At 73.3% G+C, this 21,439-nt stretch carries 19 protein-coding genes; 12 read left to right on the top strand and 7 right to left on the bottom strand.

The annotated features are described in order from the left end of the window. Position 1: 1 nt before the first annotated feature. From OO63_RS22375 to OO63_RS22360, 4 genes are all read right to left on the bottom strand, one after another. Entirely contained in the window at positions 2–682 is a 681-nt protein-coding gene (locus OO63_RS22375; RefSeq protein WP_030360912.1) for a response regulator, read from the bottom strand. Continuing rightward, positions 679–1,935, bottom strand: coding sequence for a sensor histidine kinase (locus tag OO63_RS22370; protein WP_051811090.1), 1,257 nt, complete (start codon positions 1,933–1,935; stop codon positions 679–681). Before OO63_RS22370 ends, OO63_RS22375 begins: the two co-directional genes overlap by 4 nt. 126 nt (positions 1,936–2,061) lie before the next feature. Continuing rightward, complete coding sequence (gene pspAA / locus OO63_RS22365; RefSeq protein WP_030360914.1) at positions 2,062–2,340, bottom strand: PspA-associated protein PspAA; 279 nt, start codon at positions 2,338–2,340, stop codon at positions 2,062–2,064. Between the two features lie 44 nt (positions 2,341–2,384). Next, positions 2,385–3,179 carry a PspA/IM30 family protein gene (locus OO63_RS22360; protein WP_078619292.1) on the bottom strand — a complete coding sequence of 265 codons (795 nt, stop codon included), beginning with the start codon at positions 3,177–3,179 and terminating at the stop codon, positions 2,385–2,387. Between the two features lie 277 nt (positions 3,180–3,456). Between OO63_RS22360 and OO63_RS22355 the strand changes: the two genes are divergently transcribed. The 3 genes from OO63_RS22355 (at position 3,457) to OO63_RS22345 (ending at position 6,044) form a co-directional block, all read left to right on the top strand. Next, positions 3,457–4,056, top strand: a complete 600-nt coding sequence (locus OO63_RS22355; protein WP_030360916.1) for a DUF3043 domain-containing protein — start codon at positions 3,457–3,459, stop codon at positions 4,054–4,056. Continuing rightward, the gene (locus OO63_RS22350; protein ID WP_397622224.1) at positions 4,053–4,808 is read left to right on the top strand and encodes a class I SAM-dependent methyltransferase; all 756 of its coding nucleotides are present in this window, start codon (positions 4,053–4,055) and stop codon (positions 4,806–4,808) included. The genes OO63_RS22355 and OO63_RS22350 overlap by 4 nt, the downstream gene beginning before the upstream one ends. Before the next feature lie 156 nt (positions 4,809–4,964). After that, complete coding sequence (locus tag OO63_RS22345; protein ID WP_030360918.1) at positions 4,965–6,044, top strand: S1C family serine protease; 1,080 nt, start codon at positions 4,965–4,967, stop codon at positions 6,042–6,044. 66 nt (positions 6,045–6,110) lie between these two features. On the opposite strand, the gene OO63_RS22340 is transcribed toward OO63_RS22345, so the two are convergent. Further along, a complete protein-coding gene (locus tag OO63_RS22340; protein ID WP_030360919.1) occupies positions 6,111–6,341 on the bottom strand; it encodes a hypothetical protein in 231 nt (76 codons plus the stop codon). A gap of 113 nt (positions 6,342–6,454) precedes the next feature. Here OO63_RS22340 and OO63_RS22335 point away from each other — a divergent pair, with 113 nt between their 5' ends. Then, positions 6,455–7,654 carry a bifunctional adenosylcobinamide kinase/adenosylcobinamide-phosphate guanylyltransferase gene (locus tag OO63_RS22335; protein WP_030360920.1) on the top strand — a complete coding sequence of 400 codons (1,200 nt, stop codon included), beginning with the start codon at positions 6,455–6,457 and terminating at the stop codon, positions 7,652–7,654. A gap of 47 nt (positions 7,655–7,701) precedes the next feature. Here OO63_RS22335 and OO63_RS22330 read toward each other — a convergent pair whose 3' ends face one another. Continuing rightward, positions 7,702–8,811, bottom strand: a complete 1,110-nt coding sequence (locus tag OO63_RS22330; RefSeq protein ID WP_030360921.1) for a class I SAM-dependent methyltransferase — start codon at positions 8,809–8,811, stop codon at positions 7,702–7,704. A 984-nt stretch (positions 8,812–9,795) separates the two neighbouring features. On the opposite strand from OO63_RS22330, the gene cobT reads away from it, so the two are divergent. From cobT to OO63_RS46370, 3 genes are all read left to right on the top strand, one after another. Then, a complete protein-coding gene (cobT, locus tag OO63_RS22325) occupies positions 9,796–10,998 on the top strand; it encodes a nicotinate-nucleotide--dimethylbenzimidazole phosphoribosyltransferase (RefSeq protein WP_051811089.1) in 1,203 nt (400 codons plus the stop codon). A 124-nt stretch (positions 10,999–11,122) separates the two neighbouring features. Further along, entirely contained in the window at positions 11,123–12,904 is a 1,782-nt protein-coding gene (locus OO63_RS22320; RefSeq protein WP_030360923.1) for a phosphatidylglycerol lysyltransferase domain-containing protein, read from the top strand. Beyond that, complete coding sequence (locus OO63_RS46370; RefSeq protein ID WP_030360924.1) at positions 12,901–13,611, top strand: hypothetical protein; 711 nt, start codon at positions 12,901–12,903, stop codon at positions 13,609–13,611. The genes OO63_RS22320 and OO63_RS46370 overlap by 4 nt, the downstream gene beginning before the upstream one ends. On the opposite strand, the gene OO63_RS22310 is transcribed toward OO63_RS46370, so the two are convergent. Then, entirely contained in the window at positions 13,563–14,315 is a 753-nt protein-coding gene (locus OO63_RS22310; RefSeq protein WP_030360925.1) for a hypothetical protein, read from the bottom strand. The genes OO63_RS46370 and OO63_RS22310 overlap by 49 nt on opposite strands. A 114-nt stretch (positions 14,316–14,429) precedes the next feature. Here OO63_RS22310 and OO63_RS22305 point away from each other — a divergent pair, with 114 nt between their 5' ends. The 5 genes from OO63_RS22305 (at position 14,430) to OO63_RS22285 (ending at position 21,196) form a co-directional block, all read left to right on the top strand. Continuing rightward, on the top strand, positions 14,430–15,224 hold the full coding sequence (locus tag OO63_RS22305; protein ID WP_030360926.1) for an adenosylcobinamide-GDP ribazoletransferase: 795 nt from the start codon (positions 14,430–14,432) through the stop codon (positions 15,222–15,224). A gap of 102 nt (positions 15,225–15,326) precedes the next feature. Then, positions 15,327–16,886 carry a leucyl aminopeptidase gene (locus tag OO63_RS22300; RefSeq protein WP_030360927.1) on the top strand — a complete coding sequence of 520 codons (1,560 nt, stop codon included), beginning with the start codon at positions 15,327–15,329 and terminating at the stop codon, positions 16,884–16,886. Between the two features lie 330 nt (positions 16,887–17,216). Then, positions 17,217–18,605: a dihydrolipoyl dehydrogenase gene (gene lpdA, locus OO63_RS22295; protein WP_030360928.1), complete on the top strand. Its 1,389-nt coding sequence runs from the start codon at positions 17,217–17,219 to the stop codon at positions 18,603–18,605. A 60-nt stretch (positions 18,606–18,665) separates the two neighbouring features. After that, on the top strand, positions 18,666–20,453 hold the full coding sequence (gene sucB, locus OO63_RS22290) for a 2-oxoglutarate dehydrogenase, E2 component, dihydrolipoamide succinyltransferase (protein WP_030360929.1): 1,788 nt from the start codon (positions 18,666–18,668) through the stop codon (positions 20,451–20,453). Positions 20,454–20,572: 119 nt separating this feature from the next. Beyond that, positions 20,573–21,196, top strand: coding sequence for a GntR family transcriptional regulator (locus OO63_RS22285; protein WP_030360930.1), 624 nt, complete (start codon positions 20,573–20,575; stop codon positions 21,194–21,196). Positions 21,197–21,439 lie beyond the last annotated feature (243 nt).

Below are 21,439 nucleotides of genomic sequence, written 5' to 3'. Positions count from 1 at the left end.
CTCAGTCGCCCCGCGGCCGGACCAGGCCCGACTCGTAGGCGATGACGACGAGTTGGGCCCGGTCGCGGGCGCCGAGCTTGGCCATCGCGCGGTTCACATGGGTCTTCACCGTGAGCGGGCTGACCTCCAGGCGTTCGGCGATCTCGTCGTTCGAGTGGCCGCCCGCGACCTGCACCAGGACCTCGCGCTCCCGTCCGGTGAGCGCGTCCAGGCGCTCGCTGCGGGCGGGCGCGTCCCCGTCGGAGCCCTCGCCCTGCGCGAGGAACCGGGCGATCAGGCCCTTGGTCGCCGTGGGCGAGAGCAGCGCCTCGCCCGCCGCCGCGATCCGGATGGCGCCGAGCAGCTCGTCCGGCTCCGCGCCCTTGCCCAGGAAGCCCGACGCCCCCGCCCGCAGCGACTGCACGACGTACTCGTCGACCTCGAAGGTGGTCAGCATCACCACACGTACGTGGGACATCGCCGGATCGCCGCTGATCATCCGGGTCGCGGCCAGGCCGTCGGTGCCGGGCATGCGGATGTCCATCAGGACGACGTCGGCCGCCTCGGACTTCGCGAGCCGTACCGCCTGCGCGCCGTCGGACGCCTCGCCGACGACCTCCATGTCGGGCTCGGAGTCGACGAGGACCTTGAACGCGCTGCGCAACAGCGCCTGGTCATCGGCGAGCAGCACCCGGATCGTCACGCGGTAGTCCCTCCCTTGACCGGGGTCTGCCCCCGGTCGCCCTGTTTCGCGGTGGTGACGGGAAGGATCGCATGTACCCGGAAACCACCTCCGTAGCGGGGCCCCGCGCTGCACCTCCCGCCGAGGGCACTCACGCGCTCGCGCATGCCGATGAGGCCGTGCCCGCCGCCGCGGTCCGGGTCGTCGGCGGCCTGGGCGTCCTCACCGGCGCCGTCGTCCAGGACGGTGATCTCCAGGTTCGGCCCCACGCGCACGACGCTGACCTCCGCCTTGGCGTGCTCCCCCGCGTGCTTCTGCACATTGGTGAGGGCTTCCTGGATGATCCGGTACGCGGCCAGGTCGACGGCGGCCGGGGGCGACAGGTCGGCGTCGCCGCGGGCCACGTCCACGGGCAGGCCCGCGTTGCGGAAGGTGTCGACGAGGTCGTCGAGGCGGCCGAGGCCGGGGGCCGGTTCGGTGGGGGCCTCCGGGTCGCCGGTCTGGCGCAACAGGCCGACGGTGGCGCGCAGTTCGCCGAGCGCGGAGCGGCTGGCGTCGCGGACGTGCGCGAGGGCCTCCTTGGCCTGGTCGGGCCGTTTGTCCATGACGTGGGCGGCGACCCCGGCCTGCACGTTGACCAGGGCGATGTGGTGGGCCACCACGTCGTGCAGATCGCGGGCGATGCGCAGCCGCTCCTCCGCGACCCGGCGCCTGGCCTCCTCCTCGCGGGTGCGTTCGGCGCGCTCGGCCCGCTCCCTGATGGCGTCGATGAAGGCGCGGCGGCTGCGGACGGCGTCACCGGCGGCCGCGGCCATGCCGGTCCAGGCGAAGATGCCCAGGTTCTCCTGGGCGTACCAGGGCAGCGGGCCCGCCAGCATGGCGACGCCGGTGAGGCCCGCCATGGTGACCAGGCCGATGCGCCAGGTGGTGGGGCGGTTGGTGGTGGCGGCGACCGTGTACAGGGCGATGACGGCGCACATCACGACGGGGGCGCGCGGGCCGCTGGTCACCAGCTCCACGATGGAGAGGGCGCAGCTGGCCGCGAGCACGGTCCAGGGGGCGCGGCGGCGGAAGACCAGGGTGGCGGCGCCCGCTCCCATGAGGGTGAGGCTCAGATTGCCCGGGGCGTGGACGTTCCAGGTGGAGCCGTGCTCTCCATAGGGCTCGGCGAAGGAGCCGATGACCATGCAGAAGAGGGCGACGGCGGCAAGGATCGCGTCGACGGCCAACGGGTGCGTTCTGGCCCAGCCGCGGCACCGTTCGAAGTTGGTCACGTACTAAACGGTACGGCGCCGCTCAGACGGAGGGAACGGAAAGGGGGTTCCCTGGACGGGCGTTGACGCGTCCCCTTGACGCGCCTGGCCGGGCCCGGCCCCGCCTGCCCTCCGGCCACCCCGGGGCTAGCCCGGGATGAGTCCGTCGTCGGAGAGCATGGCGCGGACCTCGTCGAGGGTCGCGTCGGGCGCGGGGAGGATCAGCTCGGACGGCTCCAGGGCGTCGTCGGGCAGGGGCTCGCCCAGCTCGCGCACCTTGTCCAGGAGCGCGTGCAGCGTCCTGCGGAAGCCGGACTCGTCGCCGCTCTCCATCTCCTCGAGCAGCTCGTCGTCCAGCTTGTTCAACTCGGTGAAGTGGCTGTCGGCCAGCTTCACCTGTCCCTCCCCCATGATCCGTACGATCATGACGCCCTCCTCGGACGTGCGCGGTTCGGTCGTGGCCGGAGCGACTACTGCTTGTCGAAGCGCGGGGTGTCCCGCGGCTGCGCCTGCTGGCTCTGGCCCTGACCGCCCTCGATGGCCTGCTGCGACGTGCTGGAGCCGCCGGCCAGCTCGGCCTTCATGCGCTGCAGCTCCAGCTCTACATCCGTACCACCGGAGAGCCGGTCCAGCTCGGACTGGATGTCGTCCTTGGCCAGGCCGGAGGAGTCGTCGAGGGCGCCGGAGGCGAGAAGTTCGTCGATCGCGCCGGCCCGCGCCTGGAGCGTCGCGGTCTTGTCCTCGGCGCGCTGGATCGCCATGCCCACATCGCCCATCTCCTCGGAGATGCCGGAGAAGGCCTCGCCGATCCGGGTCTGGGCCTCGGCGGCGGTGTAGGTCGCCTTGATGGTCTCCTTCTTCGTGCGGAAGGCGTCCACCTTGGCCTGGAGGCGCTGGGCCGCGAGAGTGAGCTTCTCCTCCTCGCCCTGCAGCGTCTGGTGCTGCACCTCCAGGTCGCTGACCTGCTGCTGGAGGGCGGCGCGGCGGGACAGGGCCTCGCGGGCCAGGTCCTCACGGCCGAGCGCGAGGGCCTTGCGGCCCTGGTCCTCCAGGGTGGAGGACTGCTTCTGGAGCTGGTTCAGCTGCAGCTCGAGGCGCTTGCGGGAGGTCGCCACGTCGGCGACGCCGCGGCGCACCTTCTGCAGCAGCTCCAGCTGCTTCTGGTACGAATAATCGAGGGTTTCGCGCGGGTCCTCGGCCCGGTCAAGGGCCTTGTTCGCCTTCGCGCGGAAGATCATCCCCATACGCTTCATGACACCGCTCATGGGCTTCGCGCGCCCCCTTCTGACGGACTTCCAGCTCCAGCTACTGCAACAGAACCCACGGTACGGGGTCTGTATCCATTACCGCACTGTTCGCGAGCGGATGCGCTCATCCCCAAGGACGACTGCTCTGCCCGACTCTCCGGCGCAAGGAGTAGGTGCGCCCCTGGGAAACCGCCCCGCAAGGCCCCTTAGCCACATAATCAAGACGTCCGGTGTTGCGGGATCGTTCCCCACGGGACTGCGGTCCATTCCCCGGAACCCCGTACCCTTGGGCTTTGTGTTCCGTAGCCGATCCAAGGACGAGAAGGCCCCGGCAGCCAAGGCCCCGGTGACCGACTCTTCGTCCGAGCCCCGTGACCCGCAGGCCCCCAAGGGCCGCCCCACCCCCAAGCGTGCCCTGGCCCAGTCCCAGCGCCGCAGCGTGATGAACACGCCGACGACGCGCAAGGAGGCAGCCAAGCGCCAGCGCGACGAGCGCCGCGCCGCGATGGCCAAGCAGCGCGAGGCGCTGGCCAGCGGCGACGAGCGGTATCTGCCCGCGCGTGACAAGGGTCCGGTGCGCAAGTACGCACGTGAGTTCGTGGACTCGCGGTTCTGCGTCGCCGAGTTCTTCCTGCCGATGGCCGTGATCATCCTCGTCCTGAGCATGGTCCGCGTCCCGCAGCTGCAGAACATCGCGCTGCTCCTGTGGCTCTTCGTGATCGTCCTGATCGTGGTCGACTCCGTCGCCACGGTGATCCGGCTGAAGAAGCGCCTGAACGAGCGCTTCCCGGACGAGAACAAGAAGGGCGCCGTCGCGTACGCCCTGATGCGCAGCCTCCAGATGCGCCGACTGCGGCTGCCGAAGCCGCAGGGCAAGCGCGGGGGCCGGTCCTGAGCGAGGACCGGGGCGCGAGCCCTGGCCCGGGCGAGGCCGTCCGGAACGAACTGGTCGGCCGCCAGCTCGACGAGCGGATAGTGGCGCGGTTCCCGCTGGGCAAGCGACTGCGCGTGCTCGACGTCGGGATGGGCCGCGGGGCGCAGGCGCTGCGTCTCGCCCGCGGCGGGCACGAGGTGACGGGCGTCGAGCAGGACGCGGACGCGCTCGCCGCCGTGCGCGCGGTGGTGGCCGCGGAGCCGGAGGGCATTCGGTCGCGGATGCGTGTCGTCGAGGGCGACGCGCGGGACACCGGCGTGCACTTCCTGCCCGGCAGCTTCGACGTCGTGCTGTGCCACGGCGGCCTGATGCACGTCGACGAGCCGGACGCGCTGCTCGCCGGGCTCGGCCGGGTGCTCGCGCCCGGCGGCCTGCTGTCCCTGGTGGTGCGCAACGCCGACGCCCTGGCCATGCGCCCCGGGCTGCGGGCGGACTGGGCCGGCGCGCTCGCCGCCTTCGGCTCCGACACCTACCGCGACGAGAGCGGCGCGGAGGTCCGGGCTCATCGCCTGGACGCCGTCGGGCAGTCCCTCGCGGGCATCGCGGCGCCGCTGGTCGCCTGGTACGGCGTGCGGGTGTTCTCCGAGGCCACCGACATACCGGCCGCGGGACCCGACCTGGAGGCCCTGCTCTCCGCCGAGACCCGGGCCGGGCGCACGGATCCCTACCGGCGGGTGGCGACGATGCTGCACCTGTGCGGCGGGCGGGACTGACGCCTCGTAACGAGGTACGTGCCCCGGGGCGTCGCGGTCCGTGCGGCGCCCCTGACGGCGGCGGCCCTGGCGGCGGCGGCCCGCCCCGTTCGGGCGGCCCCCTGTTCGGACGCTTCCCGCAGGACGGGGGCGCGGGGCGGCGCCGAGACTCGGGCTATGAGACTGCCGCGTACCCGCGTCCCGTTGTTCCCGGCCCTTCCCGTCACCGCCGTTCTGGTCGTCCTCGTCGCCGGGTGTTCCGGCGGTGGTGGCGGGGACGGCGACCGGGCGGACCGGCCGGACCGGTCGACCACGCAGGCGGCGCCCGCCGCCGCGAGCGACCTGCAGGACGACTACCAGAAGGTGATCAAGGACGTGCTGCCGTCGGTCGTCCAGATCGACGCGTCCGACAGCCTCGGCTCCGGGGTGGTCTACGACGGCTTGGGGCACATCGTCACCAACGCCCATGTCGTGGGCGAGGAGAAGACGTTCCGGGTGACCACGGCCACCGGCGAGCAGCCGCTCGCGGCGAAGCTGGTGTCGGCGTACCCGGAGCAGGACCTCGCCGTGATCAAGCTGGACAAGGTGCCGAGCGGGCTGAAGGCCGCGAGGTTCGGGGACTCCACGAAGATCGAGGTCGGCACGATCGTGCTGGCGATGGGCTCGCCGCTCGGCCTGTCGTCGAGCGTCACCCAGGGCATCGTCTCGGCGACCGGACGTACGGTCAGCGAGGGCCGGGACGGCGGCGGGACCGGCGCGACGATCGGCAACATGGTGCAGACGTCGGCCGCGATCAACCCGGGCAACAGCGGCGGCGCCCTCGTCGACCTCGACGGCCAGGTCGTCGGCATCCCGACGCTCGCCGCGACCGACCCGGACATGGGCGACGGGGCGGCCCCCGGCATCGGCTTCGCGATCCCCTCGTCCATGGTCAGGACCGTGGCGGACCAGATCGTGAAGAACGGCAGGGTCACCGACTCGGGCCGGGCCGCCCTCGGCATCACCGCGCGCACCGTGCTCGGCGACGACTACCGCCCCGCGGGCGTCGCGATCGTCGAGGTGCAGGACGACGGCGCCGCGGCGAAGGCGGGCCTGGAGGCCGGTGACATCATCACCGACCTCGGCGGCACCCCCATCACCACCATCACCTCGCTGTCCGAGTCCCTGGCGGCGGTCGAGCCGGGCGCCAAGGAGCGGGTGACGTACGTGCGCGACGGTGCCGAGCGGACGGCCGAGGTCACGCTCGGCGAGATGTAGCAGCCGTACGGCGGAAGGGGGCGGCGCGCTCGCACCGCCCCCGCCGAGGTCCGGGGCCGCCGGGGTTCAGGAACCCTGGGCGCTGCCCGCGTCCTGGGCGTGCAGGCTCATCGGGCCGTAGATCTCCGAGGTGTCCTCGAAGAGGGTCACCTGGTCCGCGCCGCCCTCGCTCAGCTCTTTCCAGTGCTCACCGAGCCAGGTCTCCGCGTCTCCCTGGGTGGTGAACTCCTCGGGCTGCACGGCAGGCTGGACCTCCGTCCCGTCCGCCTTCTCGAACCGCCACGTCCATGCCGCCATGTCAGCCTCCCGAGGTCCAGTGGGTGTCCCGGCAGCCGCCAGGAGCGGGAGCCGGAGCCGCTTGAAGCCTAGCCGGGCGCGCGGCGCCGGGGGCGACGCGGGAGGATCTTCCTGTGGAACTGACACTGCTCGGCACCGGAGCCCCCGAAGGGCTGCCGTATCCCGGCTGCCCCTGCGCCGTGTGCGCGACCGCCCTCGGCGACGCGGCCCGGGCCACCACGGCGCTGCTCGTCGACGGCGTCCTGCTGCTCGACCTCACGCCCGGCGCCGCCTTCGCGGCCGCCCGCGCGGGGCACACCCTCGGCGGGGTGCGCCAGGTGCTGCTCTCCCACCCGCACGAAGGGCCCGCTGTGGAGGTGCCCGCCGGGCTTCCGCAGCCGGGGCGGGTGCCGGACGGGCGGGAGCTCGCGCTGCTCACCGGGCACCGGGTGCGGGCGGTGGCGACGGACGCGCCCGGCACCGGCTACGAGGTGACCGGGCCCGACGGCGACCGGCTGCTGTACCTGCCGCCGGGCGCCGCGCCCGCCGGTTTCCCCGCGGAGCAGGTCGCGTACGAGATGGTCGTCGCGGACATCGTCGGCCGCCCGGACGTCCTGGCCCGGCTGCGCGCGGCCGGGGGCGTCACCCCGACGACGGACGTCGTGGCCGTCCACATCGGGCACGGGGCGCCCGCCGGGGCGGAGCTGACGCGGCGGCTCGCCGCGGCCGGGGCGCGGGCCGTGCCGGACGGCACGACGCTGACCGTCGGCGCCTACGAGGACGTGCCCGACGTGCCGCGCCGCACCCTGATCCTGGGCGGGGCCCGCTCGGGGAAGTCCGTCGAGGCGGAGCGGCGCCTGGAGGCTTTTCCCGATGTGCTGTACGTCGCCACGGGCGGCACCCGGGGCGGGGACGGCGAGTGGGCGGAGCGGGTGCGGGCGCACCGCGAGCGGCGTCCCGGTTCCTGGCGGACCACGGAGACCTGCGATCTCGTACCGCTGCTCACGGAACCGGGGCCACCACTGCTCGTCGACTGCCTGTCGCTGTGGCTGACGCACGCGATGGACGAGGTCAGCGCCTGGGACGACGCCGAGTGGTCGAGCGGCGGCGAGCGGTCGCTGCGCAAGCGGGTCACGGAACTCACGGACGCGGTACGCGCCACCCGCCGGGTCGTCGTCGCGGTCTCCAACGAGGTCGGCTCGGGCATCGTGCCCGCGACGGCGTCGGGCCGCCGCTACCGCGACGAACTCGGCCGCCTCAACGCCGCGTTCGCGTCCGAGTGCGAGCATGTGCTGCTGGTGGTGGCGGGGCAGGCGGTGGCCCTGCGGGGCTGAGCGGGGCGGGTGCGGGCAGGGGCCACGCGGCGGACGCCCCGGCCCCCTCACGCCTCCGGCTCCCGGCGTGCGATCACCCTGTACGCGTTCCCGCCCCCGGTGCGCGTCAGCAGGGGCGCGAGCAGCAGGTCGGCCGCGTACGCGAGGGCCAGCAGGGGGATGGCCGTCTGCCAGGCCGTGCGGCGCAGGCGTCGGCGCAGGGGGCTCGGGGGGCGGGGGTGCCAGGGGGCGTCCGCCTCGGGCAGCAGGCGGTTGAGGGCGAGGGCGCAGGCCGTGGTCAGGTCGGACGGGACGTGCGGGGTGCGGCGGTCGACGTCGACGACGGTGAAGCCGAGCTCGTCCAGTTCCCGGCACAGGTTGGCGAGGGGCACGAAGTGCGGGTGGCGCGGCTGGCGGTAGGAGGCCCACCACTTGCCGAGCAGCCGGGCCGAGCGGCACTCGGGGTCCGGGGCCTCGATCAGCAGGTGCCCGCCGGGGCGCAACACCGTGCGGGCCGCGGCGAGTTCCGCGCGGGGGTCGGGGCGGCGTTGCAGGTAGTGGACCATGCTGAGCACGTCGTAGCGTCCGGCGAGGTCCTCCGCCAGGTCGGTGAGGCGGCCGTGGTGGGCCTCCTCGATGCGGCCGCGCCGGACGCCCTGCGCGAGGCCCGGGTCGGTGTCGAGGCCGTCGAAGGCCGTGTACGGCAGCACGTCCCTGGCGGCGCCCGGGAAGCGGGCCCGGCCCGTGCCCACGTCGAGCCAGCTCTCGGGCTCGTCGATGCGGCTCAGCGCGCGGACCCCGGCGAGCCGCCGGGTGCGGCCCGACCCGGCCCGCGCGAGCAGCGCCGGGGCGCCGCCGTCGAGCCCGTGGCACAGGTCCTGGCGCCAGAAGTCCCGGTGGCCGAGGTCGTGGCGGGCCGAGCCCAGGCGGTAGAAGTCCAGGCCCTCGGCGGTGAGGCGGGGGTTCTGGAAGGTGTGGGCGCAGTCGTCGCAGCGCTCCAGGGTGAAGCCGCCCGGCTTGCGCTGGATCAGGTCGGCGGTGCGCAGCCGCACGCGCAGGCGGGTCGAGCCGCACCAGGGGCAGTCGTCGCGGCGCGGTTCGTGGAACCGGGCGGTGCCTTCGGCGAGGCGGGCGAGGCAGGCGGAGCGGCCTTCGGCGGTCTGCTGGGCGAGGTCCATGACGTACTCCCGGATGCTTCCGGCCCGCGGGACGCTCGCGCGGGGCGGCAGCGCGCCGGAGGGACGGCCGGCGGTACGACCATGCGATACATGCGGGACATTCGGAACGTAAGGGACGCGTTGCGGGGATTCAACGACGCTGGGGCGCGCTTGCGTCGCATGGCGTAACCGGGTGGTGGGCGAGGGCCGGGTCCGGCGACCGGGTGGGGGCGTGCCGGGGTCGGTGGTCGGGCGGGGGGGCTGGTGGACTGGGGGCTGGTGGACTGGGAACTGGGGACTGGCGGGGCCGGACCTGCTGATGGCGGGGCCCGGACTTGCTGACGGGCGGGGGCCCGGACCGGCGCACAGGCGAGGGCCTGGAGGCAGGCGGCCGTGCGAACGCCGGGGACGGGCCGCTGCCGCCGCGGATCGCCAGGACCGACCGCCGCGGCGGCCAGGGACCTGCCGACGGGCTGACGCCGGGTGACCGGCCGACCGAGCGGTGCCCGGGACCGACCTGCGGGCCGGGCGCCGAGGACCGGCCGACAGCCGGGCGCGCGGAACCGGCCGCCGGGCCACGTACCAAGAACCAGCCGACCGAGCAGGCGCACCACAACCCGCCACCGAGCCGGGTGTCGGGACCCGGCCCACAAGCGGAACGCCCAGCACCAACGCGGCGCGGACGCCCGCACCGCACCACCGGACCACACACCAAGAACCAACCGCCCCGACAGACGCACCACAACCCGCCACCGAGTCAGGCACCAGAACCCGGCCGACCGCCGGAACGCCCAAGGCCGCCCGTCGCGGCGCGCGCCCGGAACCGGCCGCCGAGCCAGGCGGAGGCCGCCGAGCCAGGCGGAGGCCGCCGAGCCAGGTGGCGAGGGCCGGTCGACGCTGCGGGCGTCCGGACCCGCTGACGATGCGTCACGCGCGCGTCGGCCGTGGTCCGGGCCGCCGGGCCCGTCCGCGCGCGCGTCGCGCCCCGCCGGTACTGTTCGCCGAATGAGCTCGCTGATTCTCGACGACTTCACCGACCTGATCGAGCGGCCCGACGGCGGGGTGCGCCGTGACGCCGAAGAGCGCAGGGAGCGCCAGGCCCTGCCGCCCGGCGCGCTGGGCCGCCTGGACGACCTCGCCGAGTGGCTGTCGGCGGCGCAGGGCGCGGTGCCGGTCAAGCCGATCGAGCGGCCCCGCGCGGTGCTGTTCGCGGGCGATCACGGAGTGGCCGAGCTCGGCGTCTCCGCGCGCGCGGCCGGCGGCGCGGCCGACCTCGTGCGTGCCGTCCTCTCCGGCGCGAGCCCCGCGGCCGTGCTCGCGCGCCAGCTCGACGTACCCGTGCGGGTCGTCGACATGGCCCTGGACTGCGACCCGCAGACGCTGCCCGCCGAGGTCGCCGGGCACCGGGTGCGCCGCGGCTCCGGACGCGTCGACATCGAGGACGCCCTCACGCAGGAGGAGGCCGAGCGGGCCGTCGCGGCGGGCATCGCGCTGGCCGACGAGGAGGCCGACTCCGGCACGGACCTGATCGTGCTCGGCGACATCAGCGTCGGCGGTACGACGCCCGCGGCCACGCTCATCGCCGCGCTCTGCGGCACGGACGCCTCCGTCGTCACCGGCCGGGGCGGGGCGCCGATCGACGACCTCGCGTGGATGCGCAAGTGCGCCGCCGTGCGGGACGCGCTGCGGCGGGCCCGACCCGTCCTCGGCGACCAGCTGGAACTGCTCGCGACGGTGGGCGGGGCCGACGTGGCCGCGATGACGGGGTTCCTGTTGCAGTGCGCGGTGCGGCGCACCCCGGTGATCCTCGACGGGGTCGTGTCGGCGGCGGCGGCGCTCGTGGCCCAGCGGGTGGCGTTCCGGGCGCCGGACTGGTGGCTCGCGGCGCACGACAGCGGGGAGCCCGCGCAGGCCAAGGCCCTGGACCGGATGGCACTCGAACCGCTGCTGTCGCACGGCGTGAAGGTCGGCGAGGGCGTGGGCGCCCTGCTCGCCGTGCCGGTGGTGCGGGCCGCGGCGGCAATGTCGGCGGAACTGCCCGTGGCGGAGGCCGAGTCCGAGGGATCCGACGCGTCCGGCACGTCCGACACCTCCGGTGAGACCGGCGCGTCCGACACCGCCGGCGAGTCCGCCGGGACCGACGGGACCGACGGGACCGAAGCGTCCACCGACCCCACCGCCAAGTCCGCGGACGTACCCGCCGAGTAGCCCCGACAGCACCCGCCGACCAGCCCCGCCGCCGCCCGACAGCCCCCGGCCGCGCCCCGACAGCCGCAGCAGCCCGTCGCGCTGACCGCATATCACACCACAACGCCCCATAAGATCCCGTTTCATGGGAGATGCACGGGCAGGGGAAGAACGGGCGGGCGAGGAGCGGCTCCGGACGTCCACGGTGGCCTCGCGGCGGGGGGCCGCCGTGGCCGTCTGGTATCTGCGGGCCGTGACGTTCCTGAACTTCCTCAGCGCCGTGTGGGTCTCCCTCGGCCAGGACCTGCGGCGCCACAACACCGAGAACTACTTCACCCCGTACCTGCTCACCGCGGGCTTCGCCTCCGGCGTCTTCACGATGTTCCTGGCGATCACCATGCGGCGCAGGAAGCGGGCCGCCTGGATCCTCAACCTCGTTCTGAGCGGCCTGTTCCTGCTCCTGTTCGCCTTCGCGATGTGCTTCCCGGAGATCAGGCAGTACGCGCAGAACTGGATCTCGCTCGGCCTCACCGCGCTGTTCGTCGCCGCGCTCCTCGTCGGCCGCCGCGAGTTCTACGCCGTCGGCGACCGCTCGAACCCCAGGCTCGCGGCGGCCGTGGCCGTCGGCGGGCTCCTGGTGACGTCCCTGTTCGCCGCGTTCCTCGTGACCGTCACCAACCACGCCCACGACGACTACCGCTCGACGTTCCTCGACCGCTGGCGCTACGGCACGATGCGCCTGGTGTCGCTGGCCGCCGACGACTCCCGGTTCGCCGGGATCTCCACGCCGGGCTGGGTCAACGTCGCCATCAACGTCCTGAGCACGGTGCTCCTGTGCGCCGTCCTGTACGCCGCGTTCCGCTCCCGCCGGGCCGTCGACCCGCTGTCGGAGGCCGACGAGGAGCGGCTGCGGGCCCTGCTCGACCGACACGGCGAGCGCGACTCGCTCGGCTACTTCGCGCTGCGCCGCGAGAAGAGCGTGGTGTGGTCGCCGACGGGCAAGGCGGCGGTCGCGTACCGGGTCGTCAGCGGCGTCTCGCTGGCCTCCGGCGACCCCATCGGCGACCCCGAGGCCTGGCCCGGCGCCATCGAGCCCTGGCTCGCCGAGGCCCGCGAGCACGGCTGGACCCCGGCCGTGATGGGCGCGAGCGAGGAGGCGGGCACCATCTACGCCCGGCACGGCCTCGACGCCCTGGAGCTGGGTGACGAGGCGATCGTGGAGATCCAGGAGTTCACCCTGGAGGGCCGGGCCATGCGGACCGTCCGGCAGGCCTACAACCGCGTCAAGCGCGCCGGGTACGAGGTCCGTATCCGGCGCCACCGCGACATCCCCGCCGACGAGATGGCGTACCTCCTGGAGCGCGCCGACGACTGGCGCGACGGCGCCACCGAGCGGGGCTTCTCCATGGCGCTCGGGCGACTCGGCGACCCGGCGGACGGGGAGTGCGTGATGCTGGAGTGCCGGGACGGCGAAGGGACGCTGCGGGCGGTGCTCTCCTTCGTGCCGTGGGGGCCGCACGGGCTCTCGCTCGACCTGATGCGGCGGGACCGGGACTCCGAGAACGGCCTGATGGAGTTCATGGTCATCGAGCTGCTCCAGCGCGCGGCCGAGATCCAGATCACGCAGGTGTCACTGAACTTCGCGATGTTCAGGTCGGTCTTCGAGCGTGGCTCACGGCTAGGCGCGGGCCCGGTGCTCCGGCTGTGGCGCTCGCTGCTCAGCTTCTTCTCCCGGTGGTGGCAGATCGAGTCGCTGTACCGCGCCAACGCCAAGTACCGGCCCATCTGGGAACCCCGCTTCCTCCTCTTCGAGAAGAGCGGCGACCTGCTGCGCATCGGCGTCGCCGCCGCCCGCGCGGAGGGGTTCCTGGAGGCGCCGGGACTGCCCAAATGGCTGCACCGCACACATCTGGAGTCCCGACGATGAGCACCCTGACCCGGCTGGCCCGCGCCGAGTGGGGCCCGCTGTACAGCACGGTCCGGGACAGACTCGTGGCCCGGCGCTGGCGGGCGATCCCCATGACGCTGGCCGCCGTCTGTCTGACGGCGGCGTTCCAGTACGTCCAGAACCAGTCCTGGGGCTATCAGTTCGTCCAGAACGTCGGCTGCGTCCGGGCCGAGGACCCGCTGTGGCTGTCCCTGCTGCGCACCCCCCTCTCGCTCTTCGTGCCCGCACTCGACCTGCCGGTGTGGGGCGCGCTCGCGCAGATCCTGCTGGTCTTCGGCATCGCGGAGTGCTGCCTCGGCTGGTGGCGCACGCTCCTCATCGGGTACGCGGCCACGCTCGGCGGCACCCTGTACGCGCGCCTCGGCATCGAGCTGGGCCCCGACAACTGGATCGGTCTGCCCGCGTCCGACGCGCAGGTGGTCGACACCGGCCCCTCGGCCGCGGTCGTGGGGCTCGCGGTGTACGTGTGCTGGCGCTACCGGGCGTACGTCACGGGGGCCCTGGTGATCGTCCTGATGGTCGTCGAGGTCCTCGTCAAGAACAACCTCGCGGGCAAGGAGCACCTGGCGGCGATCGCCGGGGTCCTGGTGGCGACCGTGGTCGTCGAGGTGGTGGCGCGGGTGCGCGGGCGGGGACGTCAGCGGGGGCGCGGCTCGGGGTCCGGCTTGCCGCCGATCAGGTCCTGAAAGCGGCGCCGCGGGCCCGTCCAGCGCCGGTCGTGGCGGAACGCGCGCAGGCCCGCGCGGGCCCGGGCGCGCGGCCGGTTGCGGTAGAACCTGCGCGCCCACGCCGAGCCGGGCCGGGCGAGGCGGACCGCGCCGACCAGCGCGACGAACGGCACCACCATCCCGATCAGGGCCGTGCGCAGCTTGCCCTTGGCCAGCGCGATCACGGCGAAGCCGCAGTTCAGGGTGATGTTCAGGGCGAAGGCGACCCGGTCGTGGCGCTCGTCGGCGGACAGCTCGTTCACGCCGAGCGGGCTGAAGCCGGTCAGGATGAGCACGACCAGGGCCGTCGTGAGGACCACGACCTCCACGCTCTTGCGGCCCTGCTCGCTCCAGTACACGTCGTCCAGGTGCAGGATCAGCGCGAACTCGTCCAGGACCAGGCCCGCGCCCACGCCGAAGATGACGGCGGCGCACATCGACCCGAAGCTGTGCCGCCCGGCGGCGACCGCCCAGAAGCCGCCCACCAGCATCAGGAAGATGCCGGGCACGACGTGGTGGACGTGCATGTCGCCCGTGCTGATGTTGCGGAACGGCCCCTTCCCGGCGCGGATGAGGCGCGTGATGGTCCTGGTGACCAGGAACGAGCCCACGAAGGCGAGCAGCGCGAGCAGCAGCGGCAGCTTCCCCGGCTCCACGATGTTCCGGTACCACCAGTCGTCCATGGGCCCATCTTCCGGTTCGCCTCCCGCCTTCGCAGGTGGGGCGGCGGCCGACGGTGTCACGGGGCGCCCACGCCCGCTCCTGCCGGGCCCGGCCGCCCCGGGTAACCTCGCCGAATGCCCAGACCCACCCCCGCCGACGGCCTCCGGTTCGCCTTCGGGACGCTCACCGTGATCCCCGTCCACGTCCGCAGGTGGGACCGGGACGCCGCCCGCGCGGGCATGCTGTGCGCCCCGCTCGCGGGCCTGGTCGTGGGGCTCGGCGCGGCCGCGGCGGGGTCGGCCCTGCTCGCCCTCGGCGCGAGCCCGCTGCTCGCGTCCGTCGCCGCCGTCGCCGTGCCCGCGGCGGCCACCCGGGGGCTGCACCTGGACGGGCTCGCCGACACCGCCGACGGGCTGGGCAGCGGCAAGGCGGCCGACGACGCGCTGCGCGTCATGAAGCAGTCCGACATCGGCCCGTTCGGCGTCATCACGCTCGTCCTGACGCTCCTCGCCCAGGTCGCGGCCCTCGCCGAGCTGTACGACGAGAGCTGGACGCACGGCGCCGGCGCCACTGTCGTCGCCGCCACCGCGGCCCGCCTCGCCCTCACCCTGGCCGCCCGCACCGGCGTCCCCGCGGCCCGGCCCGAGGGACTCGGCGCAGCCGTCGCCGGGACCGTGCCCACGCCCGCGGCGGTGGCCGTCCTCGCCGCCGTCACAGCCGCGGCGGGTGCGGCGGGAGTGCCCGGCGGGGCGCCCGCGATCGCGCACAACGCGGCCGCCGTCGTGCTCGGCTGCGCCGCCGCGGGGCTGCTCCTGCGGCGCTGTGTGCGGCGCTTCGGCGGCGTCACCGGCGATGTCTTCGGAGGACTCGCCGAGACCACCTGCACCACTGTTCTCCTTGTGCTCGCCCTCGGCCAGCACGCACAGTGAAGCGCACCGCAACACTTACGGGCGTAGGCTCGCGACGGGCTTACCACCCAAAAGCCCGCAAGACTTCATTGAAACCTCCTATGAAAGAGGGACTTCAGCACCGTGACTGCTCTGACTCTCAGCACCGCCGCCGCGTCCGGCCTGCGTGCCGACGCGATCGTCGTCGGTGTCGCGAAGGGCGCCAAGGGGCCGGTCGTGGCCCTTGGCGCCGAGTCCGTGGACAAGGCGTACGACGGCAAGCTCGCGTCCGTCCTGGAGACCCTCGGCGCCTCGGGCGGCGAGGGCGAGGTGACGAAGCTGCCCGCGCCGTCCGGCTTCAAGGCGCCGGTCGTCCTGGCAGTCGGCCTCGGCGCGGTCCCCGAGAAGGACTCGGCGTACGACGCGGACACCCTGCGCCGCGCGGCCGGCGCCGCCGCCCGTGCCCTCGCGGGCACCAAGAGGGCGGGCTTCGCCCTGCCGATCGCCGACGCGGCCGACACGGGCGCCGTCGCGGAGGGCGCGCTGCTCGGCGCGTACTCCTTCGACGCCTACAAGGGCGACGGCAAGGACACCAAGTCCGCCAAGGGCAAGGGCAAGGCCGAGGCCGCCGGCAAGGGCGGCAAGGCGCCGCTCGCCGAGGTCGCCCTGCTCGGCGCCAAGCCGCGCGACAAGGCCCACAAGGCCGCCGTCGAGCGCGCGACCGCCGTCACCGAAGAGCTCAACCGCGCCCGCGACCTGATCAACACCCCGCCGAACGACCTCAACCCGGAGGCCTTCGCCGCGGTCGCCGGCGCCGCCGCCAAGGAGCACGGCGTCAAGGTCCAGGTCCTGGACGAGAAGGCGCTCGCCAAGGGCGGCTTCGGCGGCATCCTCGGCGTCGGCGTGGGCTCGGACGCCCCGCCGCGCCTCGTGAAGCTGTCGTACACCTCGTCGAAGGCCAAGAAGCACCTCGCCTTCGTCGGCAAGGGCATCACGTACGACTCGGGCGGCATCTCGCTGAAGCCCGCCGGGCACAACGAGACCATGAAGTGCGACATGAGCGGCGCCGCCGCCGTGTTCGCCGCCGTGATCTCCGCCGCCCGCCTGGGCCTCGAGGTCAACGTCACCGGCTGGCTCGCGCTCGCCGAGAACATGCCGTCCGGCTCCGCCACCCGCCCCGGCGACGTCCTGCGGATGTACAGCGGCAAGACCGTCGAGGTCCTGAACACCGACGCCGAGGGCCGTCTGGTCCTGGCCGACGCGATCACCAAGGCCTCCGAGGACAAGCCCGACGCGATCGTCGACGTGGCGACCCTGACCGGCGCCATGATGATGGCCCTGGGCGGCCGCACCTTCGGCATCATGGCCAACGACGACGCCTTCCGCACCTCGGTGCACGAGATCGCGGAGGAGGTCGGCGAGCCGTCCTGGCCGATGCCGCTGCCGGAGCACCTGCTCAAGGGCATGGACTCCCCCACCGCCGACATCGCCAACATGGGCGAGCGCATGGGCGGCGGCCTGGTCGCCGGACTCTTCCTGCGCGAGTTCGTCGGCGAGGGCATCACCTGGGCCCACCTGGACATCGCGGGCCCCGCCTACAACGAGGCCGCCCCCTTCGGCTACACCCCGAAGGGCGGCACCGGCTCCGCCGTCCGCACCCTGGTGCGCCTCGCCGAGCGCACCGCCGCGGGTGACCTCGGCTGATTCGTTTCGCTGGGTACGGCCCCGGACGCCCTCGGGTCCGGGGCCGTACCCATGGGCGTACCGCCGTGCGCGTACGCAAGCACGTGCGGATTTCGCTGTGAATGAAATCCGCACGTGCACCCGTGGTTCTGACCCTGCCGACGGGCCGTCGGCCGCCCCATCGCCCGGCCCGGCGTCCCGCCTGTCGCCGACAAGTGCGAAGATGGGTTCTCGGCAGGACAGGGCCCCCACCACAGGGCCGAAGAAGAGCGGCCGTATACCAGCCGACCGACCGGTCGTCCCCGGCTCAGAGGGGTCCGGCGCACGGCGCACATGCATGGAGGACGTGACGTGGCGAACGACGCCAGCACCGTTTTCGACCTAGTGATCCTCGGCGGTGGAAGTGGCGGTTACGCCGCGGCCCTGCGCGCCTCGCAGCTGGGTCTCGACGTCGCACTGATCGAGAAGAACAAGCTCGGCGGCACCTGCCTGCACAACGGCTGCATCCCCACGAAGGCGCTGCTGCACGCCGGCGAGATCGCCGACCAGGCGCGCGAGGCCGACCAGTTCGGCGTCAAGGCGACCTTCGAGGGCATCGACATCAAGGGCGTCCACAAGTACAAGGACGACGTGATCGCCGGCCTGTACAAGGGCCTGCAGGGCCTGGTCGCATCCCGCAAGGTCACCTACATCGAGGGCGAGGGCCGCCTGTCGTCCCCGACCTCCGTGGACGTGAACGGCCAGCGGATCCAGGGCCGCCACATCCTCCTCGCGACCGGCTCCGTGCCGAAGTCGCTGCCGGGCCTCACGATCGACGGCAACCGCATCCTCTCCTCCGACCACGCGCTGGTCCTCGACCGCGTGCCGGAGTCGGCGATCGTCCTCGGCGGCGGCGTCATCGGCGTCGAGTTCGCCTCCGCCTGGAAGTCCTTCGGCACCGACGTGACGGTCGTCGAGGGCCTCAAGCACCTGGTGCCGGTCGAGGACGAGAACAGCTCCAAGCTTCTTGAGCGCGCCTTCCGCAAGCGCGGCATCAAGTTCAACCTCGGCACCTTCTTCGACAAGGCCGAGTACACCGAGAACGGCGTGCGCGTCACCCTCGCCGACGGCAAGACCTTCGAGGCCGAGGTGCTGCTCGTCGCCATCGGCCGCGGCCCGGTCTCGCAGGGCCTCGGGTACGAGGAGCAGGGCGTCGCGATGGACCGCGGCTACGTCCTGGTCGACGAGTACATGCAGACCAACGTGCCGACGATCTCGGCCGTCGGCGACCTGGTCCCGACGCTCCAGCTCGCGCACGTCGGCTTCGCCGAGGGCATCCTGGTGGCGGAGCGTCTGGCCGGTCTCAAGACCGTCCCGATCGACTACGACGGCGTGCCCCGGGTGACGTACTGCCACCCCGAGGTCGCCTCCGTGGGCATCACCGAGGCCAAGGCCAAGGAGGTCTACGGCGCGGACAAGGTCGTCGCTCTGAAGTACAACCTCGCGGGCAACGGCAAGAGCAAGATCCTCAAGACCGCGGGCGAGATCAAGCTCGTCCAGGTCAAGGACGGTGCCGTGGTCGGCGTCCACATGGTCGGCGACCGCATGGGTGAGCAGGTGGGCGAGGCCCAGCTGGTCTACAACTGGGAAGCGCTGCCCGCCGAGGTGGCCCAGCTCATCCACGCCCACCCGACGCAGAACGAGGCGCTCGGCGAGGCCCATCTCGCCCTCGCCGGCAAGCCGCTGCACTCCCACGACTGAGCCTTCAGTCACACGGGCGCGACGACCACATACGTACGTAGTTAAGGAGCAACAGAAACCATGTCGGTTTCCGTAACCCTTCCGGCGCTCGGTGAGAGCGTCACTGAAGGCACTGTCACCCGCTGGCTGAAGGCCGAAGGCGAGCGCGTCGAGGCCGACGAGCCGCTGCTCGAGGTCTCGACCGACAAGGTCGACACCGAGATCCCCTCCCCCGCCGCCGGTGTGCTCGCCTCCATCAAGGTCGCCGAGGACGAGACCGTCGAGGTCGGCGCCGAGCTGGCCGTCATCGACGACGGCTCCGGCGACGCGGGCGGCTCCGCCGCCCCGGCGCAGGAGGAGGCCCCGGCCGCCCCCGCGCAGGAGGAGGCCCCCGCCCCGGCGCAGGAGGCCCCCCAGCAGGCCGCCCCGCAGGCCGAGGCCCCGGCTGCTTCCGGCGGTTCCGCCGAGGGCACCGAGGTCACCCTGCCCGCGCTCGGCGAGTCCGTCACCGAGGGCACCGTCACCCGCTGGCTGAAGGAGGTCGGCGAGGAGGTCGCGGCCGACGAGCCCCTCCTCGAGGTCTCCACGGACAAGGTCGACACCGAGATTCCGTCGCCGGTCGCGGGCGTGCTGCTCGAGATCGTCGTCGGTGAGGACGAGACCGCCGAGGTCGGCGCCAAGCTCGCCGTCATCGGTGCGCCCGGGGCCGCGCCCGCCGCCGCTCCGGCTGCCGCCCCGGCCGCCCCGGCCGAGGCTCCGGCCCCTGCCGCTCCCGCGGCTCCGGCTGCCCCCGCGGCTCCCGCCGCTCCGGCCGCCCCGGCGCAGCCCGCCGCTGCCGCCCCGGCTCCGGTGCAGCCCGCGGCCCCGGCCGCTCCGGCGCAGCCCGCCGCCCCCGCCCCCGCCGCCCCGGCCCCGGTCACCCCGGCCGACGACGGCGCCTACGTCACCCCGCTGGTGCGCAAGCTCGCCTCGGAGAACGGCGTCGACCTGGGCTCGGTCAAGGGCTCCGGCGTCGGTGGCCGCATCCGCAAGCAGGACGTGCTCGCCGCCGCCGAGGCCGCCAAGGCCCCGGCTCCGGCCGCCGCCCCTGCCGCCGCCGCTCCCGCGGCCGCCGCGAAGAAGGCCCCGGTCATCGAGGCGTCCCCGCTGCGCGGCCAGACGGTCAAGATGACCCGCATGCGCAAGGTCATCGGCGACAACATGATGAAGGCGCTGCACGGCCAGGCGCAGCTCTCCAGCGTCATCGAGGTCGACATCACGAAGCTGATGAAGCTCCGTGCCGCGGCCAAGGACTCCTTCGCCGCCCGCGAGGGCGTCAAGCTGTCCCCGATGCCGTTCTTCGTCAAGGCGGCGGCGCAGGCGCTGAAGGCCCACCCGGTCGTCAACGCCCGCATCAACGAGGACGAGGGCACCATCACGTACTTCGACTCGGAGAACATCGGCATCGCCGTGGACTCCGAGAAGGGTCTGATGACGCCGGTCATCAAGGGCGCCGGTGACCTGAATCTGGCCGGTATCGCCAAGGCGACCGCCGACCTGGCCAACAAGGTCCGCACCAGCAAGATCAGCCCGGACGAGATGTCGGGCGCGACGTTCACCATCTCCAACACCGGCTCGCGCGGCGCCCTGTTCGACACGATCATCGTGCCCCCGAACCAGGTCGGCATCCTGGGCATCGGCGCCACCGTCAAGCGCCCGGTCGTCATCAACCACCCCGACCTCGGCGAGACCATCGCGGTGCGGGACATGACGTACGTGACGCTCTCCTACGACCACCGTCTGGTGGACGGCGCCGACGCCGCCCGCTACCTGACCACGGTCAAGGCGATCCTGGAGGCCGGCGAGTTCGAGGTCGAGCTCGGCCTGTAATCGCCCGTTTACGGCTGTAACACTCGTCTCATCAGCGAGTACGCCCCCGTCCGGAGGTTTCCGGGCGGGGGCGCGGCCGTATTGTCTAAAGGTCGTCGCCCTGTCTCTTAGGAGCTCACATGACCGCCCCCGTCATTCACTCGCTGCGGGAACAGATCCGCGAGCACATCGTGGAAGGCATCGTGAGCGGGCGCTGGAAGCCGGGCGAGCGGATCGTGGAGCGGCGGATCGCGGTCGAGCTGGAGGTCAGCCAGACGCCCGTGCGGGAGGCGCTGCGGGAGCTGGAGTCCCTGCGGCTCATCGAGTCCGCGCCCAACAAGGGCGTGCGGGTACGGAACTTGACCGCCGCCGACCTGGAGGAGAGCTACCCCGTCCGGGCCGGTCTCGAGGCCATCGCCGCCGAGCTGGCCGCCGAGCGGCTCGCCGACGACTGCTCGGCGCTGGAACCGCACGTGGCGGCCCTGTACGAGGCCGACCGGGCCTCCGACGGGACCGGGCAGGTGCGGCACACCGTCGGCTTCCACCGGGAGCTGGTGCGGGCCGCGCACAACTCCGTGCTCCTGCACACCTGGGAGGGGCTCGGCATCGAGGTGTTCACCGCGCTGTCCATCCGGTGGCTGGGCACGGTCCAGCAGTCGTACGCGGAGGAGCACGAGGCGCTTGTCTCGGCCTTCCGTCGGCGTGACCCGGCCATCGCGGAGCTGGTGAAGGCGCATGTGCTGGGGTGCGCGCCGCGGGCCTGAGAGGTACGTGGCGGGTGCTCGACGCGCGCCTGCCGGGTGCCGGAAGGGGTCGCGGGCGCCGCGCGCTCATTCTCCGGCGAGGCTGCTCATACGTCGCCCCACCTGCGTAAACCCTTCGTTTTGAAGGCACTCCGTGCCTTCCGGTGCGGCACCCTGTGCCCACTTTTGTCGATCTGAGGAAGTTTTCCCTTCAAGACTTTGATCGATCATCGATCGCGGGCTTACAGTCGACGACGGGCCCTC

Origin of the sequence: Streptomyces alboflavus, assembly GCF_000716675.1 — a bacterium.
GTDB lineage: Bacteria > Actinomycetota > Actinomycetes > Streptomycetales > Streptomycetaceae > Streptomyces > Streptomyces alboflavus.
This window is presented reverse-complemented; position numbering and strand designations above follow the sequence as displayed.